This is a genomic window from Methanocaldococcus sp. (assembly GCF_024490875.1).
In the GTDB taxonomy this organism is placed as follows: Archaea; AGJL01; Methanococci; order Methanococcales; family Methanocaldococcaceae; genus Methanocaldococcus.
Map to the genome: position 1 here is coordinate 41300 of NZ_JACCLX010000003.1, position 18510 is coordinate 59809.

The 18510-nt window shown below is 29.7% G+C and carries 19 protein-coding genes and 2 tRNA genes; 16 read left to right on the forward strand and 5 right to left on the reverse strand.

The features are described from left to right. The first annotated feature begins 12 nt into the window (after positions 1–12). The 5 genes from pssA (at position 13) to HZY31_RS00330 (ending at position 3585) form a co-directional block, all read left to right on the forward strand. Positions 13–615: a CDP-diacylglycerol--serine O-phosphatidyltransferase gene (pssA, locus tag HZY31_RS00310; RefSeq protein WP_297317496.1), complete on the forward strand. Its 603-nt coding sequence runs from the start codon at positions 13–15 to the stop codon at positions 613–615. Continuing rightward, on the forward strand, positions 616–1254 hold the full coding sequence (locus tag HZY31_RS00315) for a protein kinase (protein ID WP_297317497.1): 639 nt from the start codon (positions 616–618) through the stop codon (positions 1252–1254). A 29-nt stretch (positions 1255–1283) separates the two neighbouring features. Next, a complete protein-coding gene (locus tag HZY31_RS00320) occupies positions 1284–2051 on the forward strand; it encodes a proteasome assembly chaperone family protein (RefSeq protein ID WP_297317498.1) in 768 nt (255 codons plus the stop codon). Positions 2052–2161: 110 nt separating this feature from the next. Next, positions 2162–2938 (forward strand): DNA-methyltransferase, encoded by a 777-nt coding sequence (locus HZY31_RS00325; protein WP_297317499.1) that lies wholly within the window; start codon positions 2162–2164, stop codon positions 2936–2938. Continuing rightward, complete coding sequence (locus HZY31_RS00330; protein ID WP_297317500.1) at positions 2929–3585, forward strand: BsaWI family type II restriction enzyme; 657 nt, start codon at positions 2929–2931, stop codon at positions 3583–3585. The genes HZY31_RS00325 and HZY31_RS00330 overlap by 10 nt, the downstream gene beginning before the upstream one ends. Before the next feature lie 27 nt (positions 3586–3612). Here HZY31_RS00330 and HZY31_RS00335 read toward each other — a convergent pair whose 3' ends face one another. The 4 genes from HZY31_RS00335 to HZY31_RS00350 form a co-directional block, all read right to left on the reverse strand. Beyond that, positions 3613–4833 (reverse strand): methionine adenosyltransferase, encoded by a 1221-nt coding sequence (locus HZY31_RS00335; RefSeq protein WP_297317501.1) that lies wholly within the window; start codon positions 4831–4833, stop codon positions 3613–3615. An 83-nt stretch (positions 4834–4916) separates the two neighbouring features. Then, positions 4917–5612, reverse strand: a complete 696-nt coding sequence (locus HZY31_RS00340; RefSeq protein ID WP_297317502.1) for a KEOPS complex subunit Pcc1 — start codon at positions 5610–5612, stop codon at positions 4917–4919. A gap of 71 nt (positions 5613–5683) precedes the next feature. Then, a tRNA-Gly gene (locus tag HZY31_RS00345) sits at positions 5684–5759 on the reverse strand. A gap of 25 nt (positions 5760–5784) precedes the next feature. Further along, positions 5785–5860, reverse strand: a tRNA-Gly gene (locus tag HZY31_RS00350). 309 nt (positions 5861–6169) lie between these two features. Between HZY31_RS00350 and dnaG the strand changes: the two genes are divergently transcribed. The 8 genes from dnaG (at position 6170) to HZY31_RS00390 (ending at position 11549) form a co-directional block, all read left to right on the forward strand. Further along, a complete protein-coding gene (dnaG, locus tag HZY31_RS00355; protein ID WP_297317503.1) occupies positions 6170–7429 on the forward strand; it encodes a DNA primase DnaG in 1260 nt (419 codons plus the stop codon). Further along, a complete protein-coding gene (locus HZY31_RS00360; protein ID WP_297317504.1) occupies positions 7422–7739 on the forward strand; it encodes a UPF0058 family protein in 318 nt (105 codons plus the stop codon). Before dnaG ends, HZY31_RS00360 begins: the two co-directional genes overlap by 8 nt. 16 nt (positions 7740–7755) lie before the next feature. After that, positions 7756–8622, forward strand: a complete 867-nt coding sequence (gene hisG, locus HZY31_RS00365) for an ATP phosphoribosyltransferase (protein WP_297317505.1) — start codon at positions 7756–7758, stop codon at positions 8620–8622. 90 nt (positions 8623–8712) lie between these two features. After that, positions 8713–9066, forward strand: a complete 354-nt coding sequence (gene rpl7ae / locus HZY31_RS00370; RefSeq protein WP_214400701.1) for a 50S ribosomal protein L7Ae — start codon at positions 8713–8715, stop codon at positions 9064–9066. A 130-nt stretch (positions 9067–9196) separates the two neighbouring features. Next, positions 9197–9424, forward strand: coding sequence for a 30S ribosomal protein S28e (locus tag HZY31_RS00375; protein ID WP_297317506.1), 228 nt, complete (start codon positions 9197–9199; stop codon positions 9422–9424). Between the two features lie 33 nt (positions 9425–9457). Beyond that, positions 9458–9673 carry a 50S ribosomal protein L24e gene (locus HZY31_RS00380; protein ID WP_297317507.1) on the forward strand — a complete coding sequence of 72 codons (216 nt, stop codon included), beginning with the start codon at positions 9458–9460 and terminating at the stop codon, positions 9671–9673. A gap of 162 nt (positions 9674–9835) precedes the next feature. Next, entirely contained in the window at positions 9836–10921 is a 1086-nt protein-coding gene (locus HZY31_RS00385) for a DNA cytosine methyltransferase (protein ID WP_297317508.1), read from the forward strand. Between the two features lie 196 nt (positions 10922–11117). Further along, on the forward strand, positions 11118–11549 hold the full coding sequence (locus tag HZY31_RS00390) for a RecB-family nuclease (RefSeq protein ID WP_297317509.1): 432 nt from the start codon (positions 11118–11120) through the stop codon (positions 11547–11549). A 54-nt stretch (positions 11550–11603) separates the two neighbouring features. Here HZY31_RS00390 and HZY31_RS00395 read toward each other — a convergent pair whose 3' ends face one another. Further along, complete coding sequence (locus HZY31_RS00395) at positions 11604–13886, reverse strand: DHH family phosphoesterase (protein ID WP_297317510.1); 2283 nt, start codon at positions 13884–13886, stop codon at positions 11604–11606. 213 nt (positions 13887–14099) lie between these two features. Between HZY31_RS00395 and HZY31_RS00400 the strand changes: the two genes are divergently transcribed. From HZY31_RS00400 to glgP, 3 genes are all read left to right on the forward strand, one after another. Continuing rightward, a complete protein-coding gene (locus HZY31_RS00400; protein ID WP_297317511.1) occupies positions 14100–15122 on the forward strand; it encodes a FecCD family ABC transporter permease in 1023 nt (340 codons plus the stop codon). Continuing rightward, positions 15123–16151, forward strand: coding sequence for a FecCD family ABC transporter permease (locus HZY31_RS00405; protein WP_297317512.1), 1029 nt, complete (start codon positions 15123–15125; stop codon positions 16149–16151). Between the two features lie 81 nt (positions 16152–16232). Next, positions 16233–17792 (forward strand): alpha-glucan family phosphorylase, encoded by a 1560-nt coding sequence (gene glgP, locus HZY31_RS00410; protein WP_297317513.1) that lies wholly within the window; start codon positions 16233–16235, stop codon positions 17790–17792. Positions 17793–18510 lie beyond the last annotated feature (718 nt).

Consider the following 18510-nt stretch of genomic DNA (forward strand, 5'->3'; position numbering starts at 1 on the left):
GATGGGATACTTATGTTTAATATTAGAAAAATCTTAACAGTATCAGATTATGTAACAATGCTAAATATTATCTCTGGTCTCTTAGCAATATTTTTAAATAGTTTTTCCTTTGTTTATTTAGCAGTTATTTTTGATTCCTTAGATGGCTATGTTGCGAGAAAAACAAATACTGTCTCTGACTTCGGGGCTGAACTTGATAGTATTTCAGATGTCGTTAGTTTTGGAGTGGCTCCCGCATATTTATTATATACTAATTATGAATCTACATTATCTTTAATATCTGCCATAATATTCTGCCTTTGCGGTGCTTTGAGATTGGCGAGATTTGGAATATTGAATGTTAAGGGCTTTATTGGACTACCAATACCGGCTGGGGCTTTATTAGTTGTAAGTTTTTGTCAATTAATTAATAATAAAATGATAGATTCAATATTTGCCATATTTGTGGGATTACTAATGATTAGTGATGTAAAATACCCAAAATATCCAAAGAAAATATTTATTTACATGTTTGCAATATCTTTAATTTTAGCAATGTTTGGAATTCCTCACTTTGCCTTATTATTATGTTTAATATATGCAATCTATGGTTTAATTAAACACTTTAATAGGTGATTGAAAATTAAAGAGGAGATTTTAAAAAAAATTCCAGAAAATATATTAAATATAGATGTCTTAAATAAATTAGAGGAGATTAAAAAAGTAAAAATTATAGATGTCTTAGGAAAGGGACATAAGGGGGTTGTATTAAAAGGAATATACAATAATAAAGAGGTGGCTATAAAAATTCCAAGAAAGGATAGTCCAAAAAATACTATAAAAAATGAGGCAATGATTTTAAAGATGTTAGAAAAATATAACATTGCACCAAAAGTTTATGACTATGGTGAAGATTATTTAATTATGGAATTTATAGATGGGGAGGAGTTAAAGTCAGCAGTAGATAAGTTAGAAAAAAATAAATTATTAAAGGTTGTTGAAGATATATTAAGGATTACTTTAAAACTTGACAACCTTGGAATAGAGCATAAAGAAATTCAAGGGGGAAGACATTTTTTAATAACCAATGAAAAAACTTACATTATTGACTTTGATAAGGCAAAGATAAAAAAAACTACTAAAAACTTTACTGGGGCAATTGCATTATTATTTGGTGAAGGTAAAATATCAAAAACAATTAGAGGAAAACTGAATATTAATAATGATGAAATAACTTTCATAAGAAAATTTGCAAAAACTTATAAAAAACTTTAAGGATAATAAAATTATTAAGGTGATGCCATATGGTTAAGATTATTACAAGAGTTATAAAAGAGATTGAACCTCTAAAAAATGCTCTATTAATTGAAGGATTACCTGGAATTGGACACGTTGGTAGATTAGCGGCTGAGCATTTAGTTCATGAATTTAATGGAGAATTATTTTTAGAGTTGTTCTGTTATGATTTCCCTCCACAAGTTTTAGTTAGGGATGATGGAACAATTGAGTATATGAGTGCTAAATTTTATGCCATAAGAGAGCCAAAGCCAATGATAGTTGTTTTAGGTAATACTCAGGCATTATCCTCTATAGGACAGTATCATTTAGCAGAAGAAATCGTAAAAATTGGAATAAAGTATGGGGCAAATTTCGTTTATACATTAGGTGGTTTTGGTGTTGGAAAGTTATGTGAAGAAATTAAGGTTTATGGAGCCACAACATCAAAAGAACTTGCTGAAAAACTTAAAGAGCATGGAATTTTGTTCAGAACAGATGGAGGAGGGATTGTTGGAGCTGCTGGTTTAATGCTAATGTTTGCAGACTTAAATGGAATTCCCGGAATTTGCTTAATGGGAGAAACTCCTGGTTATTTAATTGATCCAAATGCGGCAAAGGCTGTTTTAGAAAAATTCTGCAAACTTGAAAATATAGAAGTTGATATGACAGAGTTAGAGAAAAGAGCTAAGGGTATGGAGCAGTTTATTGAAAAGATTAAAAAGTTTGAAGAAGAGATGTTAAAGGCAGCTCAAGCAAAACCACCAAGTGATGAAGATTTAAGATACATTGGATAAACAATTAACTTTAGATATTATCTTCTCTTTTTAATTTTACTAAATTTTCCTCATTTTATTAAAAATTTAAATCCATTTTTAGTTCTAATCTTTAAGTAATGGTGATTATTGTGAAAATCTGGAATAAAATCAATGGAATAACTCTAATAAATGACGATTTTTTAAATGTGAATTTGCCTAAGAAGAGTATTGATTTAATAGTTACTTCTCCTCCCTATAATGTAGGAATTGACTACAACCAACACGATGATACAATTCCCTATGAAGAATACTTAGATTGGACAAAACAATGGTTAAAAAAGGCATTAACACTTTTAAAAAGAGATGGACGACTTTGTTTGAACATTCCGTTAGATAAAAATAAGGGAGGTATAAAACCAGTTTATGGGGATATAGTCAAAATTGCTTTAGATGTTGGATTTAAATATCAAACAACAATTATATGGAATGAACAAAATATATCAAGAAGAACAGCATGGGGCAGCTTTATGAGTGCCTCTGCCCCTTATGTTATTACCCCAGTTGAAACTATTGTAGTATTATATAAAGAAAGTTGGAAAAAGCTTTCAAAAGGAGAATCTGATATAACAAAAGAAGAATTTATTGAATGGACAAATGGTTTATGGACTTTTCCAGGAGAGAGTAAAAAAAGAATAGGACATCCTGCACCGTTTCCATTAGAACTCCCAAAAAGATGTATTAAACTTTTTAGCTATGTGGGGGATACTGTTTTAGACCCATTTTTAGGTAGTGGAACAACAGCAATAGCTGCATATAAATTAAGAAGAAAAGCTATTGGTGTGGAAATAGACGAAAAATATTTTGAATTAGCAATAAAAAGAATAACAAGAGAATGTTGCACTTTGGAGGGTATATTATGGAGATAACCAACATATCTAAGATTTTAGAAAAAGAAAGAGAAAAATACATCAAAAATAAAGTTGAAGAATATTTAAAACAAGGTTTTTCCAAAGATGATGCGATAAATAAGGCAAATCAATCGTGGAGAACCTATATTGGTCATAGAATTCAAGATGTAATTTATAATCTTCTCAAAAAATTCTTAGAAAATAGTGAATTAAAAGTAACAACAGACAAAGTTTTAAGTAGTCAAAATCTATCTGAAGAGTTAGATAAAGTTAAACGATTGATAGCAGTAAGTTACGGCAAATACTTATTCCTTCCAGATGCAGATATTATCGTTTATAAAGTTGAAAATAATAATGTGAGAATAATAGCAATTATTTCAGTTAAAAATTCTTTTAGAGAAAGAGGATTCGAAACAACATATTGGAAACTAAAATTAAAAGAATCTCCTGTAACTTCCCATATAAAGGTATTTTTAGCTACTCCAGATAAAGATAATGAAATTTCATATAAATGTCCTAATGGAAAGCCTAAAAAAATGAGGATAATTTTAGAATACGAACTTGATGGAATATATTTCCTAAAAGATGACTTTGAAGAAACAGAAAAAGCAAAACATTTTGAAAAAATTGTTGAAGATATTATAGAAATTTCTAAGAAATTATAAAAAATTATTTTTTTTGTATTTTTAGATTTAGAATGTATTTACTTTCCCTTCAACTATCATTTTTTGAACTTCCATAATATTATCTAACCATTTATTGGCGATTTCTTTTGCCTTTGGCTCAATATCCTTTATATCATAACCATCTTCTGTTATAATCTCTATATCTAATGCCTTTGGTTCATTTATTGGCTTACCAATTTGACTCAATATTCTTACATAACACTCCTTAACTCCTTCTAATTTTGCTATATCATTTGCTATTAAGTTAGCTAATATATTATAAATCTTTCCAACATGATTTACTGGGTTTTTACCGCTCGCCGCTTCCATACTCATAGGTCTAAATGGTGTTATTAATCCATTAACCCTATTCCCTCTACCAACAGAACCATCATCTCCCATTTCTGAAGAAGTTCCTGTAACAGTTAAATAGACACTTCCTCTTTCATAATCATCTGCAGTATTTATATTTACTTCTACTTCATATCCATTTGCTATTTTTTTAGCCAAATCTTCAACTTTTTCTTTTACTTTTCTAATAACTTCTTTATATTCCTCTATGTTTTTAACATACTTATCAACAACAGCCATAGCAATAGTTAAAGTTATCTTATTCCCTTCTCTTAAACCCATAACTTTTATATCCTCTCCTACTGCTGGAATTTCTTTTTTTAATTCATCACTGTTTAAAAATCTCTCTGTTTCTAAAACTAATTTTTCAGTTGTTGATAATGGAGCGTAGCCAACACCAAATGATGTATCATTTGCCAAAGGAACTTTATTTTTTTGCCTTTCAAAAACATCTATTAAATCCATACTCCCCTGTCCAATTCTACAATCAATAATTACATCTTTATCAACATCAATATTTCTTAGAACCTTTTTTAAGTATTCTTTGGCGGCTTTAACTGCTGTAGTTCCAACAGGCAATTTAATAATTTCGTTCTTTTCTCTATCATAGATTTCCATTGTGGCTCTACCAGATAATAAAATATATATTGGACTTACAAGTTCTCCTCCACCAAACTTTGGATAAGCATGACCTCCAACAAGTTCTACCTGATCTGTATTGTGGTGCAAAATAGTTCCAAATTTTTCAATATACATTTTACATAATGCCCTACTAACGCTTTCTGCTATACCGTCACAAATTGAATCCGGATGTCCCAACCCTTTTCTTTCAACGATCTCAACCTCTCTTTCTTCTATTGGCTCAATATCTAATTTTTTTACAATTATGTTTCTCATTATGTATCACCTTAAACAATAGATAAAAAAGATAAGATTAAATTTTTATATTTAAAGTTAATCCTCATAATTATTACAATCATTTATAGCCTTTTTATCATTCTTAGCCATTCTTTAACCACTTCTTTTTCTTCAAATCCTAATTTTTTGTAAAATTCTCTTGCATTTTTATTTTCTACCCCAACCCATAGTTCAACTAAATCTTTTCCTCTTTTTTTAGCATAATCTATTGCCTTGTTCATTAACAATTTACCTATTCCTCTACCCCTATAATCTGGATCTACAAATATTTCATGTATTTCAGCAACATCTCTTTTCTCTATATTACTAATCCAATTACAATCACAACCTATAAATCCAACTGGTTTATTGTTAATTTCACAGACAAAAAATCCATCCTTATCTCTTTTCATTAACCACTTAAAATACCACTTAGCCCATCTTCTTGTCTTGTAATAGTATTTATCAAAACCTCTATATGCTTTAAAATATAAATTTAAAAAACTATCTAAGTCATCCTTAATTACATTTCTTATTACAAGTTTTTCATCTTTATCTTTTTTTGTTAAATAATAAGTTTTCATACTGACATCTAAACATCTGAAAAAATCATCTAAAATTGACTTTAAAGAACCGATAGAATGGGTTTTAACATATAATATTGGCTCTTTTTCACATTGTAATTTAATCGTAATATCATCTTTAATATAGTTATCAACCTCTAAACTTTTACAAACTTCTTTTGGAATGTCTAATTTAAGTTTTAAATTGACCCTCATAATCTCACAAAGAATTAAAAAAGTTAATTTGTTGATTTAATTCTATAAATATATTGTTCAAAAATAAAAAATGGTGCGCCGGCCGGGATTTGAACCCGGGTTGCTGGCTTGGAAGGCCAGAGTGATACCAGGCTACACCACCGGCGCTTATTTAACAGATACTCAAATTCAGTGGTGCGGCCTCCGGGATTTGAACCCGGGGTCCGGGCGTGGCAGGCCCGTGTGTTACCAGGCTACACCAAGGCCGCTCATTTGAGCGGTTGTAAGCAAGAATAACATACTCAAAACTTATATATATAATTTTCGGTCATAAGATTGAAATATATAAAAGTTTTTAAATAAAAATGTAATATTAAAATATTTTTTAAAATATTTTTAGTCGTTTATTAGCATAATAGACTGTAATAGTGTACTAAAACATCTTATAAAACTTATTTAATTTTCTTAAATTTAGTAACACTTATACACATAAAAATAATTTTTTATACTTTGATTTGTTTTATTAATATCATTGAGAGATTACTATTCTTTGGTGAGAATCAAAATTATTACTGGTGATGATTATGAATAATTTGGGGACTACTAAGTATATAATTCATGCTGAACTTATTGCTGATGGTTATGTTGAGAAACATGACGTTATTGGAGCAATATTTGGACAAACAGAGGGACTTTTAGGAGATGAATTAGATTTAAAAGAATTACAAAAGTCTGGGAGAATAGGAAGGATTGATGTAGAATTAACTAATATAAACGGAAAGTCTATTGCTAAAATTACTGTTCCTTCAAGTTTAGATAAAATAGAAACTTCTATACTGGCGGCTACCTTGGAGACAATAGATAGGGTAGGGCCATGTGTAGCTACTGTTAAAGTAGTAGATATTGAAGATATTAGAAAGAAAAAGAGAGAATATATTATTGAAAGAGCTAAGGAGATATTAAAGCAGTTAATGAGTAATATTGATGTAAATACAATAATTGAGGAGGTTAAAGAAAGCGTAAGAATGGGAGAAATTATTGAATATGGTCCTGAAAAACTACCTGCTGGACCAGCAGTTGATATATCTGACGATATTATTGTAGTTGAAGGAAGGGCGGATGTTTTAAATTTATTAAGATGTGGTTTTAAAAATGTCATAGCAGTTGAGGGAACATCAGTTCCTAAAACCATAATAGAGCTTAGTAAAAAAAAGATAGTAACCATCTTTACAGATGGAGATAGAGGAGGAGAACTTATTTTAAAAGAATTACTACAAGTTTGTGATGTTGATTTTATAGCAAGAGCTCCTCCTGGAAAAGAAGTTGAAGAACTTTCTAAAAAGGAGATAATAAAATGTTTAAGAAGTAAAATTCCAGTAGAACATTTTTTAACCCAACAATTATGTAGTGAGAAAAATAGGGATAAACTTGAATATGAAAAATTTTTATATGCTGCTGATAATAATAACAATAATACTAATGTTGATATTATTTCAACAGTAAAAACAGATTCTGATATAGAAAATAATATAGAAAAATATCCACAAACATTAAAACATATAAAATATAAAAAATATTATGAGAAATTTGTTAATTTAAAAGATTCTGAAGTTTTAGTAATTTATAATGGTGAAGAGAAAATTGTAAATCTTAATGAATTGATATCTAATATATCTCACTATGACCTATTTGATGCCATTATAATTAAAGGAACTGTAAATCAAAAGTTAGTAGATATTTTATATGAAAAAACTAACTTAATTTTTTGTAATGATGCCAAAATAATAAAAAAGCCAGCAAACTTGAGAATTATCTCTTTTGGTGATTTAAATGCATAAAGATGAACTTATTCAGTTACATCAACTACTTGTTTATTTAAGAAAATACATTGAAAAAAAATATAACTGTAGTAATGATGAATTTAAAGAGTATGATGACTTAAATATTTATCCCCATCACATTCATAGGACTAAAGCAGAGCATATATATGCGATATTTTTACTCTCTACAATAATCGCAAAGGTATTATCTGACAATGGAAAAATACCAAGAAGTGTCTCAAATCTACTTAGAGCAAGTGGAGAAGAAGTAAAAAAAGAAATTCTGAGAAAAAGATTAAAAATAAAAAATAAATTAAAAAAAAGATAGAATATAATGGGATAGAATGATAATGTTTGCTTTACCAAATAAGGGAAGGATTTCAGAACCCGTTATGAAAGTTTTAGAAAAGGCAGGTTTAAAAATTACTGTTCAAGGTAGAAGTTTATTTGCAAATACAGTAGATGAGGATATTAAGGTAATGTTTGCAAGAGCAAGAGATATTCCAGAATTCGTTGCTGATGGTGTTGCTGATGTTGGTGTTACAGGATATGATTTAGTGTTAGAGAGAAATGTAGAGGATAAAGTTGAGTTTTTATTAGATTTTGGTTTTGGATTTGCAAAATTAGTTTTAGCCGCTCCAGAAGACTCAAATATTAATAGTGTTGATGATATAAAGGATGGTATGAGAGTAGCAACAGAATTTCCAAATTTAACAAGAAAATTTTTTGAAAAATTAAATAAAAAAGTTGAGATTATTGAACTTAGCGGAGCCACAGAGATAGCCCCATTTATAGGAGTAGCGGATATAATAAGTGATTTAACATCTACAGGAACTACGTTAAAGTTAAATAGATTAAAGGTTATTGAAGAAATTGTATCATCAACTACAAGGTTAATAGCAAATAAAAATAGTCTAAAAGATAAAGAAAAGAGAGATAAAATAAATAAAATTGTATTGGCGATAAAAAGTGCATTATTTGCAGAGACTAAGAGATTAATTATGATGAACGCTCCTAAGGATAAAGTTGAAGAAATAAAAAAGTTAATTCCTGGAATGAGTGGCCCTACTGTTGCAAAAGTTTTATCTGACGATAATATGGTGGCTATTCACGCAGTTGTTAATGAAGATGAAATATTTAATTTAGTTCCTAAACTTAACGCCTTAGGAGCAAGAGATATATTAATAGTGCCAATTGAAAGAATTTTATAAATCCAAAAGTTTTATATACTAAAAATAATTAAGTTGTTATACCTTCTTAACCAATGACTGAAAAATAAAAAGATGAAGGAGGTCGAAAATATGGCAGTTTATGTAAAGTTTAAAGTTCCAGAAGAAATTCAAAAAGAATTATTAGACGCTGTAGCAAAAGCTCAAAAAATCAAAAAAGGAGCAAATGAGGTAACAAAAGCAGTAGAGAGAGGAATTGCAAAATTAGTTATAATCGCTGAAGATGTTAAACCAGAAGAAGTTGTTGCTCATTTACCATACTTATGTGAAGAAAAAGGAATTCCTTATGCTTATGTAGCATCAAAACAAGATTTAGGTAAAGCTGCTGGATTGGAAGTTGCAGCATCATCAGTGGCTATTATCAACGAAGGAGATCCAGAAGAATTTAAAGCGCTAATTGAAAAAATAAATGCTTTAAAACAATAAAAACATGATGATATAAAGTTAAAAAATAAAAAGTATGAATTATCACTTTTTTATAGATTTTTTATATTAAACCTTTAAATTTTCTTTTAAGATATAAATATATTAACATTTTTATTATTAGGTGATGAGGATGGAAGACGAATTTGTATATAAAGAGGCAGTAGCAGCTGAAGTTATTGAAGTAATTGGTAGAACAGGAGTTACTGGAGGGATTATCCAAGTTAGATGTAAAATTTTAGGGGGCAAAGATACTGGAAGAGTTTTAGTTAGAAACGTTAAAGGGCCAGTAAAAGTAGGAGATATAATTATGTTAAGAGAAACAGAAAGAGAAGCAAGACCATTAGACAGAAAAAGATAAAACATTAAAAAATTAATTTTAAGGTGAAGAACTATGCCAGAGTGGAAAGTTTGCAGTTTCTGTGGATATGAAATTGAGCCTGGAAAAGGAAAAATGGTTGTAGAAAAAGATGGAACAGTATTATATTTCTGCTCATCAAAGTGTGAGAAAAGTTATAGAATGGGAAGAAACCCAAGAAAATTAAAGTGGACTAAAGTATATCAAGATATGAAAGCTGAGTTAAAGAAAGCTCAAGCCGCAAAAGAGTAAAAAACTATAACAACCAAATTATAAAATTTTTTCCTATTTTACTTTAAAATTAATTTAAACTTAAGATATATTTTTGATATGATATTTTATTTATTTAGTGTTAATTTTTATCTAATTAATTTTATATTTTTGAATTGGAAAATATTTATTTTGGTGATAAGGTTGAAATTTATAGACTTATTTTGTGGATGTGGGGGATTTTCAAGAGGTTTTGTAGAGGAAGGTTTTGAACCATTGGTGGCTATTGAATTAGATGAAGATGCCGCTTTTTCCTATGCATTAAACTTTAATGGAGAGATATATGAAAAAGTGAGAGATGGAGAATATAGATTAAAGGAATTAAAAGGCTATGTAGGAAGTTACCCATTCAAATTTCCTTTTGAAGATGAAGATATAAAGTGGTTAAGAAGATTGGGAACATTAAATGAGAAAACTAAAAAATTAAAGCCAATAGTTATTAACGATGACATTAGGGAGATACATTCCTTAGATATAAAAAAATTCTGTAAAAATAAAAAAGTAGATGTTATTATTGGAGGACCTCCTTGTGAAGGATATACAGGGGCTAATCCTAAGAGAGAAAAAAATCCCTATGATAGATTGTATAAAGATGAAACTGGAAGGTTAGTTTTAGAATTTATAAGGATAGTAGGAGATTTACAACCAAAAATATTTGTTATGGAAAATGTTCCTGGAATTAAAGAAGTTAGAGGAGAAATAATAAAGGAGTTTAGAGAAGTTGGCTATGAGGATGTATATTTCAATATCTTAAGAGCAGAAGATTATGGAAATCCATCTGTAAGAAGAAGAGTTTTTGTATCAAATATAGAAATTAATCCTGAAAAGAAAGAACCAAAAACTGTTATTGAGGCAATAGGAGATTTAATGTATAAAGGTAGAGACATCCCAAATCATGAATTTGCCGCTTTACCAGCAAGGTTTAGGAAGAGAGTTCATAAATTAGGTTGGGGAGATGCTTTTATATATTTCAAAGGGGCAAATAGAAGATTAGGTAATTATATAAGATTACATCCTCTTAAATTGTCTGAAACTGTTATGGGTAAGAGATTCTTTATCCATCCTTATGAAGATAGATTATTAACACCAAGAGAACAAGCGAGATTAATGAGTTATCCTGATTATCATCTATTTGCAGGAGGTATAAGAAGTTGCTATAATCAGATTGGAGAAAGTGTTCCTGTAGCTTTAAGTAGAGCTATAGCACGAGAAATTAAAAATAATTTATAAAGTTACACCTCCGAGCGTAAGCGAGGAGGTGTTATGTTTTGGTGAAGCTTTTACTAAAAGGTTCGGAAGAGAGTGTTCCAGTATCTTTGAGTAGAGCTATAGCTAAGGTAGTTAAAGAAAACTTAAAATAAAATATTTTAGAATAAATAATCTGTCTTATAATAATAAAAAACTAAAAAAGAATAAAGGTGAAAAAATGTTTATCTGCTTACATAATACATACAGTGCTAAGCAAGTAGAGGAGTTTGGTAGAATTGCATATGGGTTTGACATAAACACAATAGTTGTAACGAAGGCAACGGCTTCAGCGGCACAAAGTGGAGTTCCTACATTGCACAAGATGGCATATAAATTAGGTAAAAATGTTTTATTCTTTGAGGAGTTGGATGACGCTATAGAAGTTTTAAGACCAGAAAAAGTATTTTTAATAGGAAATAAAAATATTTGTGAAGAAAAACTAAATTTTGACGAAGTTGGAAAAAATGATTTAATTGTTTTCTGTGGAGCATCAACAGGATTTACGCAGTTAGAGTTAGAAAAAGGATTAGGAAGATATATTGTAGAAAATGAAATTGGAGCATTGGGGAATTTATCAATCTTTTTATATGAAATGAGTAAAAGACTTTAAAAACTGAATATTCAATTAAATCAATAAATAGAGCTAAATAAAAAAGTTTTTAATTTACTCTTTTGGCTTCATATTTCTAATAATTTCTATAAATCTACTAATTACTTTATTTCTCAATCCCTCCACAAATTTTAAACTACCTGCACACTCATGACCTCCTCCATCTAAAGATGCTTCAGGAATCTCTTCCATTAACTGCTCAACTATTAAGTTTAAATTAAAGTTGTATTTTTCATGAACTGCGTCTGTTGCTCTAACAACTCCAAAGTCAGGACCATAGGATAATGTTATAATTGGCTTGTCTTCACCATACTTTTGAACTATGTAGTCATGAGCAAATCCTGTTGTTTTTCCTGGTGGTGGGAAAGTAAATTTGTGGGCATATTTCTCAACATCTAAGGTATTTAATATAATTCCATTCTCTAAGAACTCTGTTTTTAATGCAGGTATTACTGCCTTCATCTGTCTTTCAACCATCTTTATTGCTTGTTCATATAATATTTCAATTAAATCCTCGTGTCTCTTAAATTCTTTTATGTTTGTTGCCAATATATCATCAACAATTCCCTTTCCATCCATAAATCTTAAATAAAATGCTTCAAAATCCATACATAAGGATATTTTTTCTAAATATTCTCTATCATATTCTCTTCCTTTGCCATACTTTTTACTTAGTTCAGTCAATCTCTCAATTGCTATTTTTACATACTCCTCTACTTCATTTCCTTTGGCGTGATCTCCAACAACTGCTATTCCAGGAATATGTTTTATTTCATCTTCAACATCTGGATTAATCATCCTTGCTATCTCAGTTCCTAAAACTCCTGCTGTTAAATTGCTATCTCCACCAACTAAGTAAGGATTTACATGAGCATCGACATAGTCATCAACTTCTACTCTACCATCAACAACCTCTCCAGGGTAGTGGTGATCAATAACTATAACTTCAATACCGTAAGCCTTTGCCTTTGATATAGCAGGAATATCCTCATCAGTACTTCCATTATCAATTAACACAATCAAAGGTAATTTTTGCCCAAATTTTAATGAATCTTCTATGGAAAATACTAAATCTTTTGTTACATCCTCTAACTCATAGAATGGAGCTTTTGAAGGTCTTCTTTTGAAGAAGTGCCATATTGCATCGACATCTATGGCGAATTGGTCAATTATTGGCAGTATTGCCTTCTCTAAGGCTATTCCTCCACAGTAACCATCTGTATCAGCGTGATGTCTAATAATTATTGGTCTTCCATCTAAAACTGCTTTTCTAATTCTTTTAGCAACATCAGCCATTTTTGGTCTTAATTTTTCTAAAACCTCACTTTTAACTAAGAATTTTATATCTCTTGCTGGCTCTGCTCTTTTATCTATTTCTGCCTCTATTTTTTTCTTAATTTCTTCTGCCTCTTTACCTTCTAATTTTACAAGTTTTATTCTTTCAATTTGTAATCTACCTTCCCTTATTGTAACCCTACCTATAACATCAACTATATCCCCAACTTTAACTTCTGGATGAGCCCTTAAACCAGCAATCTCTAATGCCGCCACCCACGTAAAGTCAGTTCCATCAGTTATAGTAAATACAGTAGGTCCAGGAGTTTGAACTATTTGGACTACTTCTCCTCTTATATGAACTATTTGATCTCTCATTTCAACTAAATTTTTGGTTATATCTTTTATTTGAGAAATAGGAATCTCTTTTTCATATTTAACTAAATCATAAGTTGTTAGTGGGATATATTTAAAGTCAATTTCTCTCTTTTCTGGTCTAACATCTATTGCTTGGACAATAATCTCATCGCCAACATTTAAATCCTCTAATTTTAAACTTATCATGTCTCTTGGTCTTAAAAGTCCTCTAACTTGATCGTTTAAGTTAATAAATGCTCCATACTTTTCAATTCTTGTTACAACACCTTTGTAAAACTTACCCGGCTCTACATCGTAAAATGTAGCTAACTCATCAAACACATAAACATTTCTTAATCCTTTCTTTCTTTCTTCCTCCTCTTTTAAACATTTATCACATAAAGTTCTATCTTTAAAGTCAGGATACTTTCCAATTATTGCTCCACATCTGTCACATTTAACTACCTTCCCACTACCTCCACAAAAATCACATTTTGCATAAATTGGAACTTTTCCTGTTCCTTTACACTTTGGACACTCTATTTCTCCATAATCTAAGTCATATTTTGCTCTCTTAGAAACTCTTTTTATATGTCTTTTTGGAGAAAATTCATCTATGTATCCAGTTCCCTCACATACAGGACATATTCTATATTTAACTATTTTTTTACCAGTTCCATCACAAATAGGGCATTTAACTATCATATTATCCCTCTCAATTTAATAAACTTTAAAAAGTTTGTTATTAATATTAATTTTAATAGTAGTTTAAGATAACTTTAATTAATAATAAGATAGAATAGTAAGTATTACTATCGCTAATAACTTGGAAGTTATTAATATAATTATCGAAGTATAAAATTACAGAAAATGTAGGGTGATAACATTTCAAAAATTAGTTTAAAAATTAGAGTATCTTTGCTTATATCGTTTCTTTTATTATCAATATTTTTTTTATCAATACTAAGTATAACTACTGGAACTATTAAAATAGAGCCAAAAAAATTCTACAATTATTTAGTAGAGGGAACTACTGGAAATCCTATTTATGATAAAATTATAAAATGTAGAATACCAAGAGCTCTTGGAGCTATATTTGCAGGAATGGGATTGGCTATTGCAGGCTTGTTAATGCAAAGTTTATTTAGAAATCCACTTGCTGATCCCTATTTAATAGGAGTATCAGGTGGAGCTTCATTAGGAGTTGCTCTCTATATATTTACCTCATTGTTATTTAAACTTGGAATACCACAATCTATTTGGGGATTTATAATATCTGCATATTTAGGCTCACTAGTGTCTATGTTTATTGTTTTAGCCCTTGCAAAGAAGGTTAAACAAATTACTACGCTTTTAATTGTAGGTCTTATGATTGACTATATATCATCTGGGTTAATTACAATTGTCATTGCATTTAGTAATTTTCTTGGAGTTAATAATGAAGTTTTAGCAAGTTTTCTAATGTGGAGATATGGTTCTTTAAATTCATTAATTTTGAAGGAAGCAATAATTATGAGTATTTTTGTAGTTATATGTTGCTCTATAACCTATCTTATGTCAAAATACCTTGATTCTTACTTACTTGGAGAAATGTATGCAAAAAGTGTAGGAGTTGATATAAAAAAATTGAGAATTTTTATTATTCTAATATCTTGTATGATTACAGCAACTGTTGTAGCATGTGTAGGACCAATAGGATTTATTGGATTTATGTGTCCAATAGTTGCAAGATTGTTGTGTGGAACTTCAAAACATATCTATGTAATTCCAAATGCTATGTTAATTGGAGCAGTTTTTTTAATTATATCAGACATTCTCGTTAGGCCAGGAGTAGTAATACCAACAACGAGTAAAGAACTTCCTTTAATGTGTCCTTTATCACTAATTGGAGCCCCAATTGCCATAATAATTTACTTAAAAATAAAAAAGATGGGGATATAAATGAGGAAGATCTTTATTATTCTGATATTAATATTACTTACTTTTTCTTTATTTGTATATGGAATTTTTAAAGGAGGAAATGCAAAATCTATAAGTATTGAAGATGTAAAGAATTTTCTACTATATGGAACTACTGGAAATAAGTTTAAAGATATGTTAATATGGGATGTTAGAATACCTCCGCTAATAACTGCCATAATAGTAGGTGGAGTTTTAGCGGTTTCAGGATTAAAACTACAAACATTATTTAGAAATATTTTAGCATCTCCATATACAACAGGAATATCGAGTGGTGCAGTACTTGGAGTTGCTATTGCTATATTTCTTAGATTTCCATTTACTTCTTTAAATTTTATTTTAAATATTTCTAAACCTAACTATGTAATTGGTGGTTGGATAGGTGCAGCTTTGGCATTGGTTGTTTTATTATTACTTGCTTCAAAAGTTAGAGATGTTACTGGTGTATTGGTTTGTGCATTACTATTTTCATACTTCTACTATGGAATTGAAAGTTATCTTATAACTTTTGCTGAAAATATGCAAATTCAAGAATTTTGGATGCTTTTACAGGGAAGTTTTACTGGTGTTGGATGGAATGACATAAAATTAATGGCTATATGTTCAATAATTTTCTTAATTTCATCATATTTATTATCAAAGTTCTTAAATGCCTTACTTTTTGGAGAATCTTATGCAAAAAGTTTTGGTTTAAATATTAAAAGGGTTAGAATATTAATTCTATTACTTTCTGGATTTATTGTAGGATCTATAATTCCATTTGTAGGTTTAATTCCATTTATTGGTATTGCCTCTCCATATATAGCCAGAATTATTATGAGAACATCTGATCATAGATGGACAATTCCTGCATCAATGCTTGTAGGAATGTGTCTCTCATTACTGTGTTATTTGGTGTCTATAAAGATATTTGCTCCACAGATAGTTCCTGTAACATCAATTTTAGATTTATTAGGTGGAGCATTAGTTGTTTATTTAATATATAGTTCAGAGAAAAAATATAGATTGTAAATTATTATATAATAGTTGTGTGAAATAGTGTTTATTATAAACCATTATTATAAATTAAAAATAAAACTTGTGGGGATATTTATGAAACCAACAGCTTATTTTTGTATGGAGTTTGCTATTCATCAACCTTTAAAAACTTATGCAGGGGGCTTAGGTTTCTTAGCAGGTTCCCATTTTAGAGCGGCTAAGAGATTAAATCAACCTCTTGTAGGAGTTTCAATATTGTGGAGTTATGGATACTATGACCAATTGAGAGATAGAGAAGGTAATATGAAAGTTGAATACATAAGGAAGTATTATGATTTCTTAGAGGATATTAATCTAAAAGTTCCAGTTACTATAAACAATAATACAGTGTGGGTTAAGGCATATAAATTAGAAGAAGATATCTTTGGAACATGTCCAATATATTTCTTAACCACTGATATTCCAGAAAATGATGACTTTTCAAGAACAATAACCCATAGGTTGTATGATGCTAACAATATATTACACATTGCTCAACAGATAGTTTTAGGAGTTGGAGGTTATAAGGTTATAAAAGAGTGTGAAAATGTAAAACTCTATCATATGAACGAACCTCATCCTCTACCTCTTGTCTTTAAACTTATAGAGGATTATGGGCTTGAATACACTAAAAATCATGTAGTATTTACTACTCACACTCCTTTACCAGAGGGAAATGAAACTCAGGACATTAATTTATTAAAATCTATGGGTTTTTTTGGAAATGTGGATATAAAATTAGCTGAAAAATTAGGAGGGAATCCATTTAACTATACTGTATGTGCTTTAAGAACATGCAAAAGGGCTAATGCAGTATCTAAGAAACATAAAGAAATTTGCGATAAAATGTGGAGTTGGGTTAAAGACAAATGTGAAATAATAGCTATAACGAACGCCCAAGATAGACATTACTGGCAAGATCCTATAATAAGAGAGGCGGCAAAAAAATATGATATTGATATGTTGAGAGAGAGAAAGATGGAGTTAAAGGAAATATTATTTGAAGAAGTGGCTGATCAAACAGGTAAGATATTTAAAAAAGATAGATTAACCGTAGTTTGGGCAAGAAGATTTGTAGCTTACAAAAGACCATATATTTTACTGTATGATGAAATGAGATTACTTGAATTATTAAAAAAGAAAAAGATACAAGTTATTTGGGCTGGGAAGCCACATCCTAATGACCATAATATGATAGCCACATTCAACTGGATAGTATCAAAGACGAGGGATATGAAAGGGGCTACAATATTAACTGGATATGAGTTAAAATTAAGTAAATTATTAAAACAGGGTTCAGATATCTGGCTTAATACTCCAAAATTAAATCACGAGGCATCAGGAACTTCTGGAATGACTGCATCAATGAATGCATCAATACATATGAGCACATTAGACGGTTGGCATGTAGAATGGGCTAAGATGTATCCAGATGATAGTTTTACAATTGGAGATGGAGTTAGAGATGATGATCCTTATGTGGCTAACTGCATTTATAATTTATTGGAAGAAGTTGCCGACATGTATGACACTGAAAAATGGTGGATGAAGGCATGTAATTGCGTTAATCATATTGTTGAATATTTCGATGCCGAAAGATTAGCAAAAGAATACGCTGAAAAACTTTATAAATAATACTATTTTTACAAGTTTTCATATTTTTATAATATTTACTCTCGGGTCTTGATAATATTGTTATAATAAAAATTTTCTATTTTTTATTATAATATATGAAGATTTTAGAATTTTTCATATTACCATAATATTTTTTTGATATTTTTCATATTTTATAATATTCAGATCAAGATTTTCCCGAGGGTCAGTATTACTCTTAAAAAGAATATGAATATATAAATTCGTAAATATTTTATACTATTAAAAAATTTATATTTCCATCCCCTTTGGGACATGATTTTATACCCATAGGGCTTCGCCCTATTGGGATACCCCGATGCATTGCTTCTTAAAAGAAGCAATGCCTCTTTTTGCCTTTCCCCTTTGGGGCCTGATTTTAGACCAAAAGAAGACTATGAAATCTTAAACGGTTTGTTCCAGTTTCCATCCCCTTTGGGGCCTGATTTTAAACCAACTTTAATTTGTTTAAATAATAGTTTTTTAAATTTGTTTCCATCCCCTTTGGGGCCTGATTTTAAACTATGAAATTGTTCATATTGCTTCAAAACCTTCTATGTTTCCATCCCCTTTGGGGCCTGATTTTAAACAGGACACAATTTAAAGAGATAATTTTCTAAAATTACTTTATTATTCTCCTTTATATAGGGGTTATAGTTCGGAGGGTCAATTACCCTTGTTATTTATATACCTCCGAACTTATATATAAATTTTTTTATTC

Coding starts and splice junctions, on each gene's coding strand:
- pssA (WP_297317496.1), top strand. CDS start 13: ATGTTTAATATTAGAAAAATCTTAACAGTATCAGATTATGTAACAATG.
- HZY31_RS00320 (WP_297317498.1), top strand. CDS start 1,284: ATGGTTAAGATTATTACAAGAGTTATAAAAGAGATTGAACCTCTAAAA.
- HZY31_RS00330 (WP_297317500.1), top strand. CDS start 2,929: ATGGAGATAACCAACATATCTAAGATTTTAGAAAAAGAAAGAGAAAAA.
- HZY31_RS00335 (WP_297317501.1), bottom strand. CDS start 4,833: ATGAGAAACATAATTGTAAAAAAATTAGATATTGAGCCAATAGAAGAA.
- HZY31_RS00340 (WP_297317502.1), bottom strand. CDS start 5,612: ATGAGGGTCAATTTAAAACTTAAATTAGACATTCCAAAAGAAGTTTGT.
- dnaG (WP_297317503.1), top strand. CDS start 6,170: ATGATTATGAATAATTTGGGGACTACTAAGTATATAATTCATGCTGAA.
- HZY31_RS00360 (WP_297317504.1), top strand. CDS start 7,422: ATGCATAAAGATGAACTTATTCAGTTACATCAACTACTTGTTTATTTA.
- hisG (WP_297317505.1), top strand. CDS start 7,756: ATGATAATGTTTGCTTTACCAAATAAGGGAAGGATTTCAGAACCCGTT.
- rpl7ae (WP_214400701.1), top strand. CDS start 8,713: ATGGCAGTTTATGTAAAGTTTAAAGTTCCAGAAGAAATTCAAAAAGAA.
- HZY31_RS00375 (WP_297317506.1), top strand. CDS start 9,197: ATGGAAGACGAATTTGTATATAAAGAGGCAGTAGCAGCTGAAGTTATT.
- HZY31_RS00380 (WP_297317507.1), top strand. CDS start 9,458: ATGCCAGAGTGGAAAGTTTGCAGTTTCTGTGGATATGAAATTGAGCCT.
- HZY31_RS00390 (WP_297317509.1), top strand. CDS start 11,118: ATGTTTATCTGCTTACATAATACATACAGTGCTAAGCAAGTAGAGGAG.
- HZY31_RS00395 (WP_297317510.1), bottom strand. CDS start 13,886: ATGATAGTTAAATGCCCTATTTGTGATGGAACTGGTAAAAAAATAGTT.
- HZY31_RS00405 (WP_297317512.1), top strand. CDS start 15,123: ATGAGGAAGATCTTTATTATTCTGATATTAATATTACTTACTTTTTCT.
- glgP (WP_297317513.1), top strand. CDS start 16,233: ATGAAACCAACAGCTTATTTTTGTATGGAGTTTGCTATTCATCAACCT.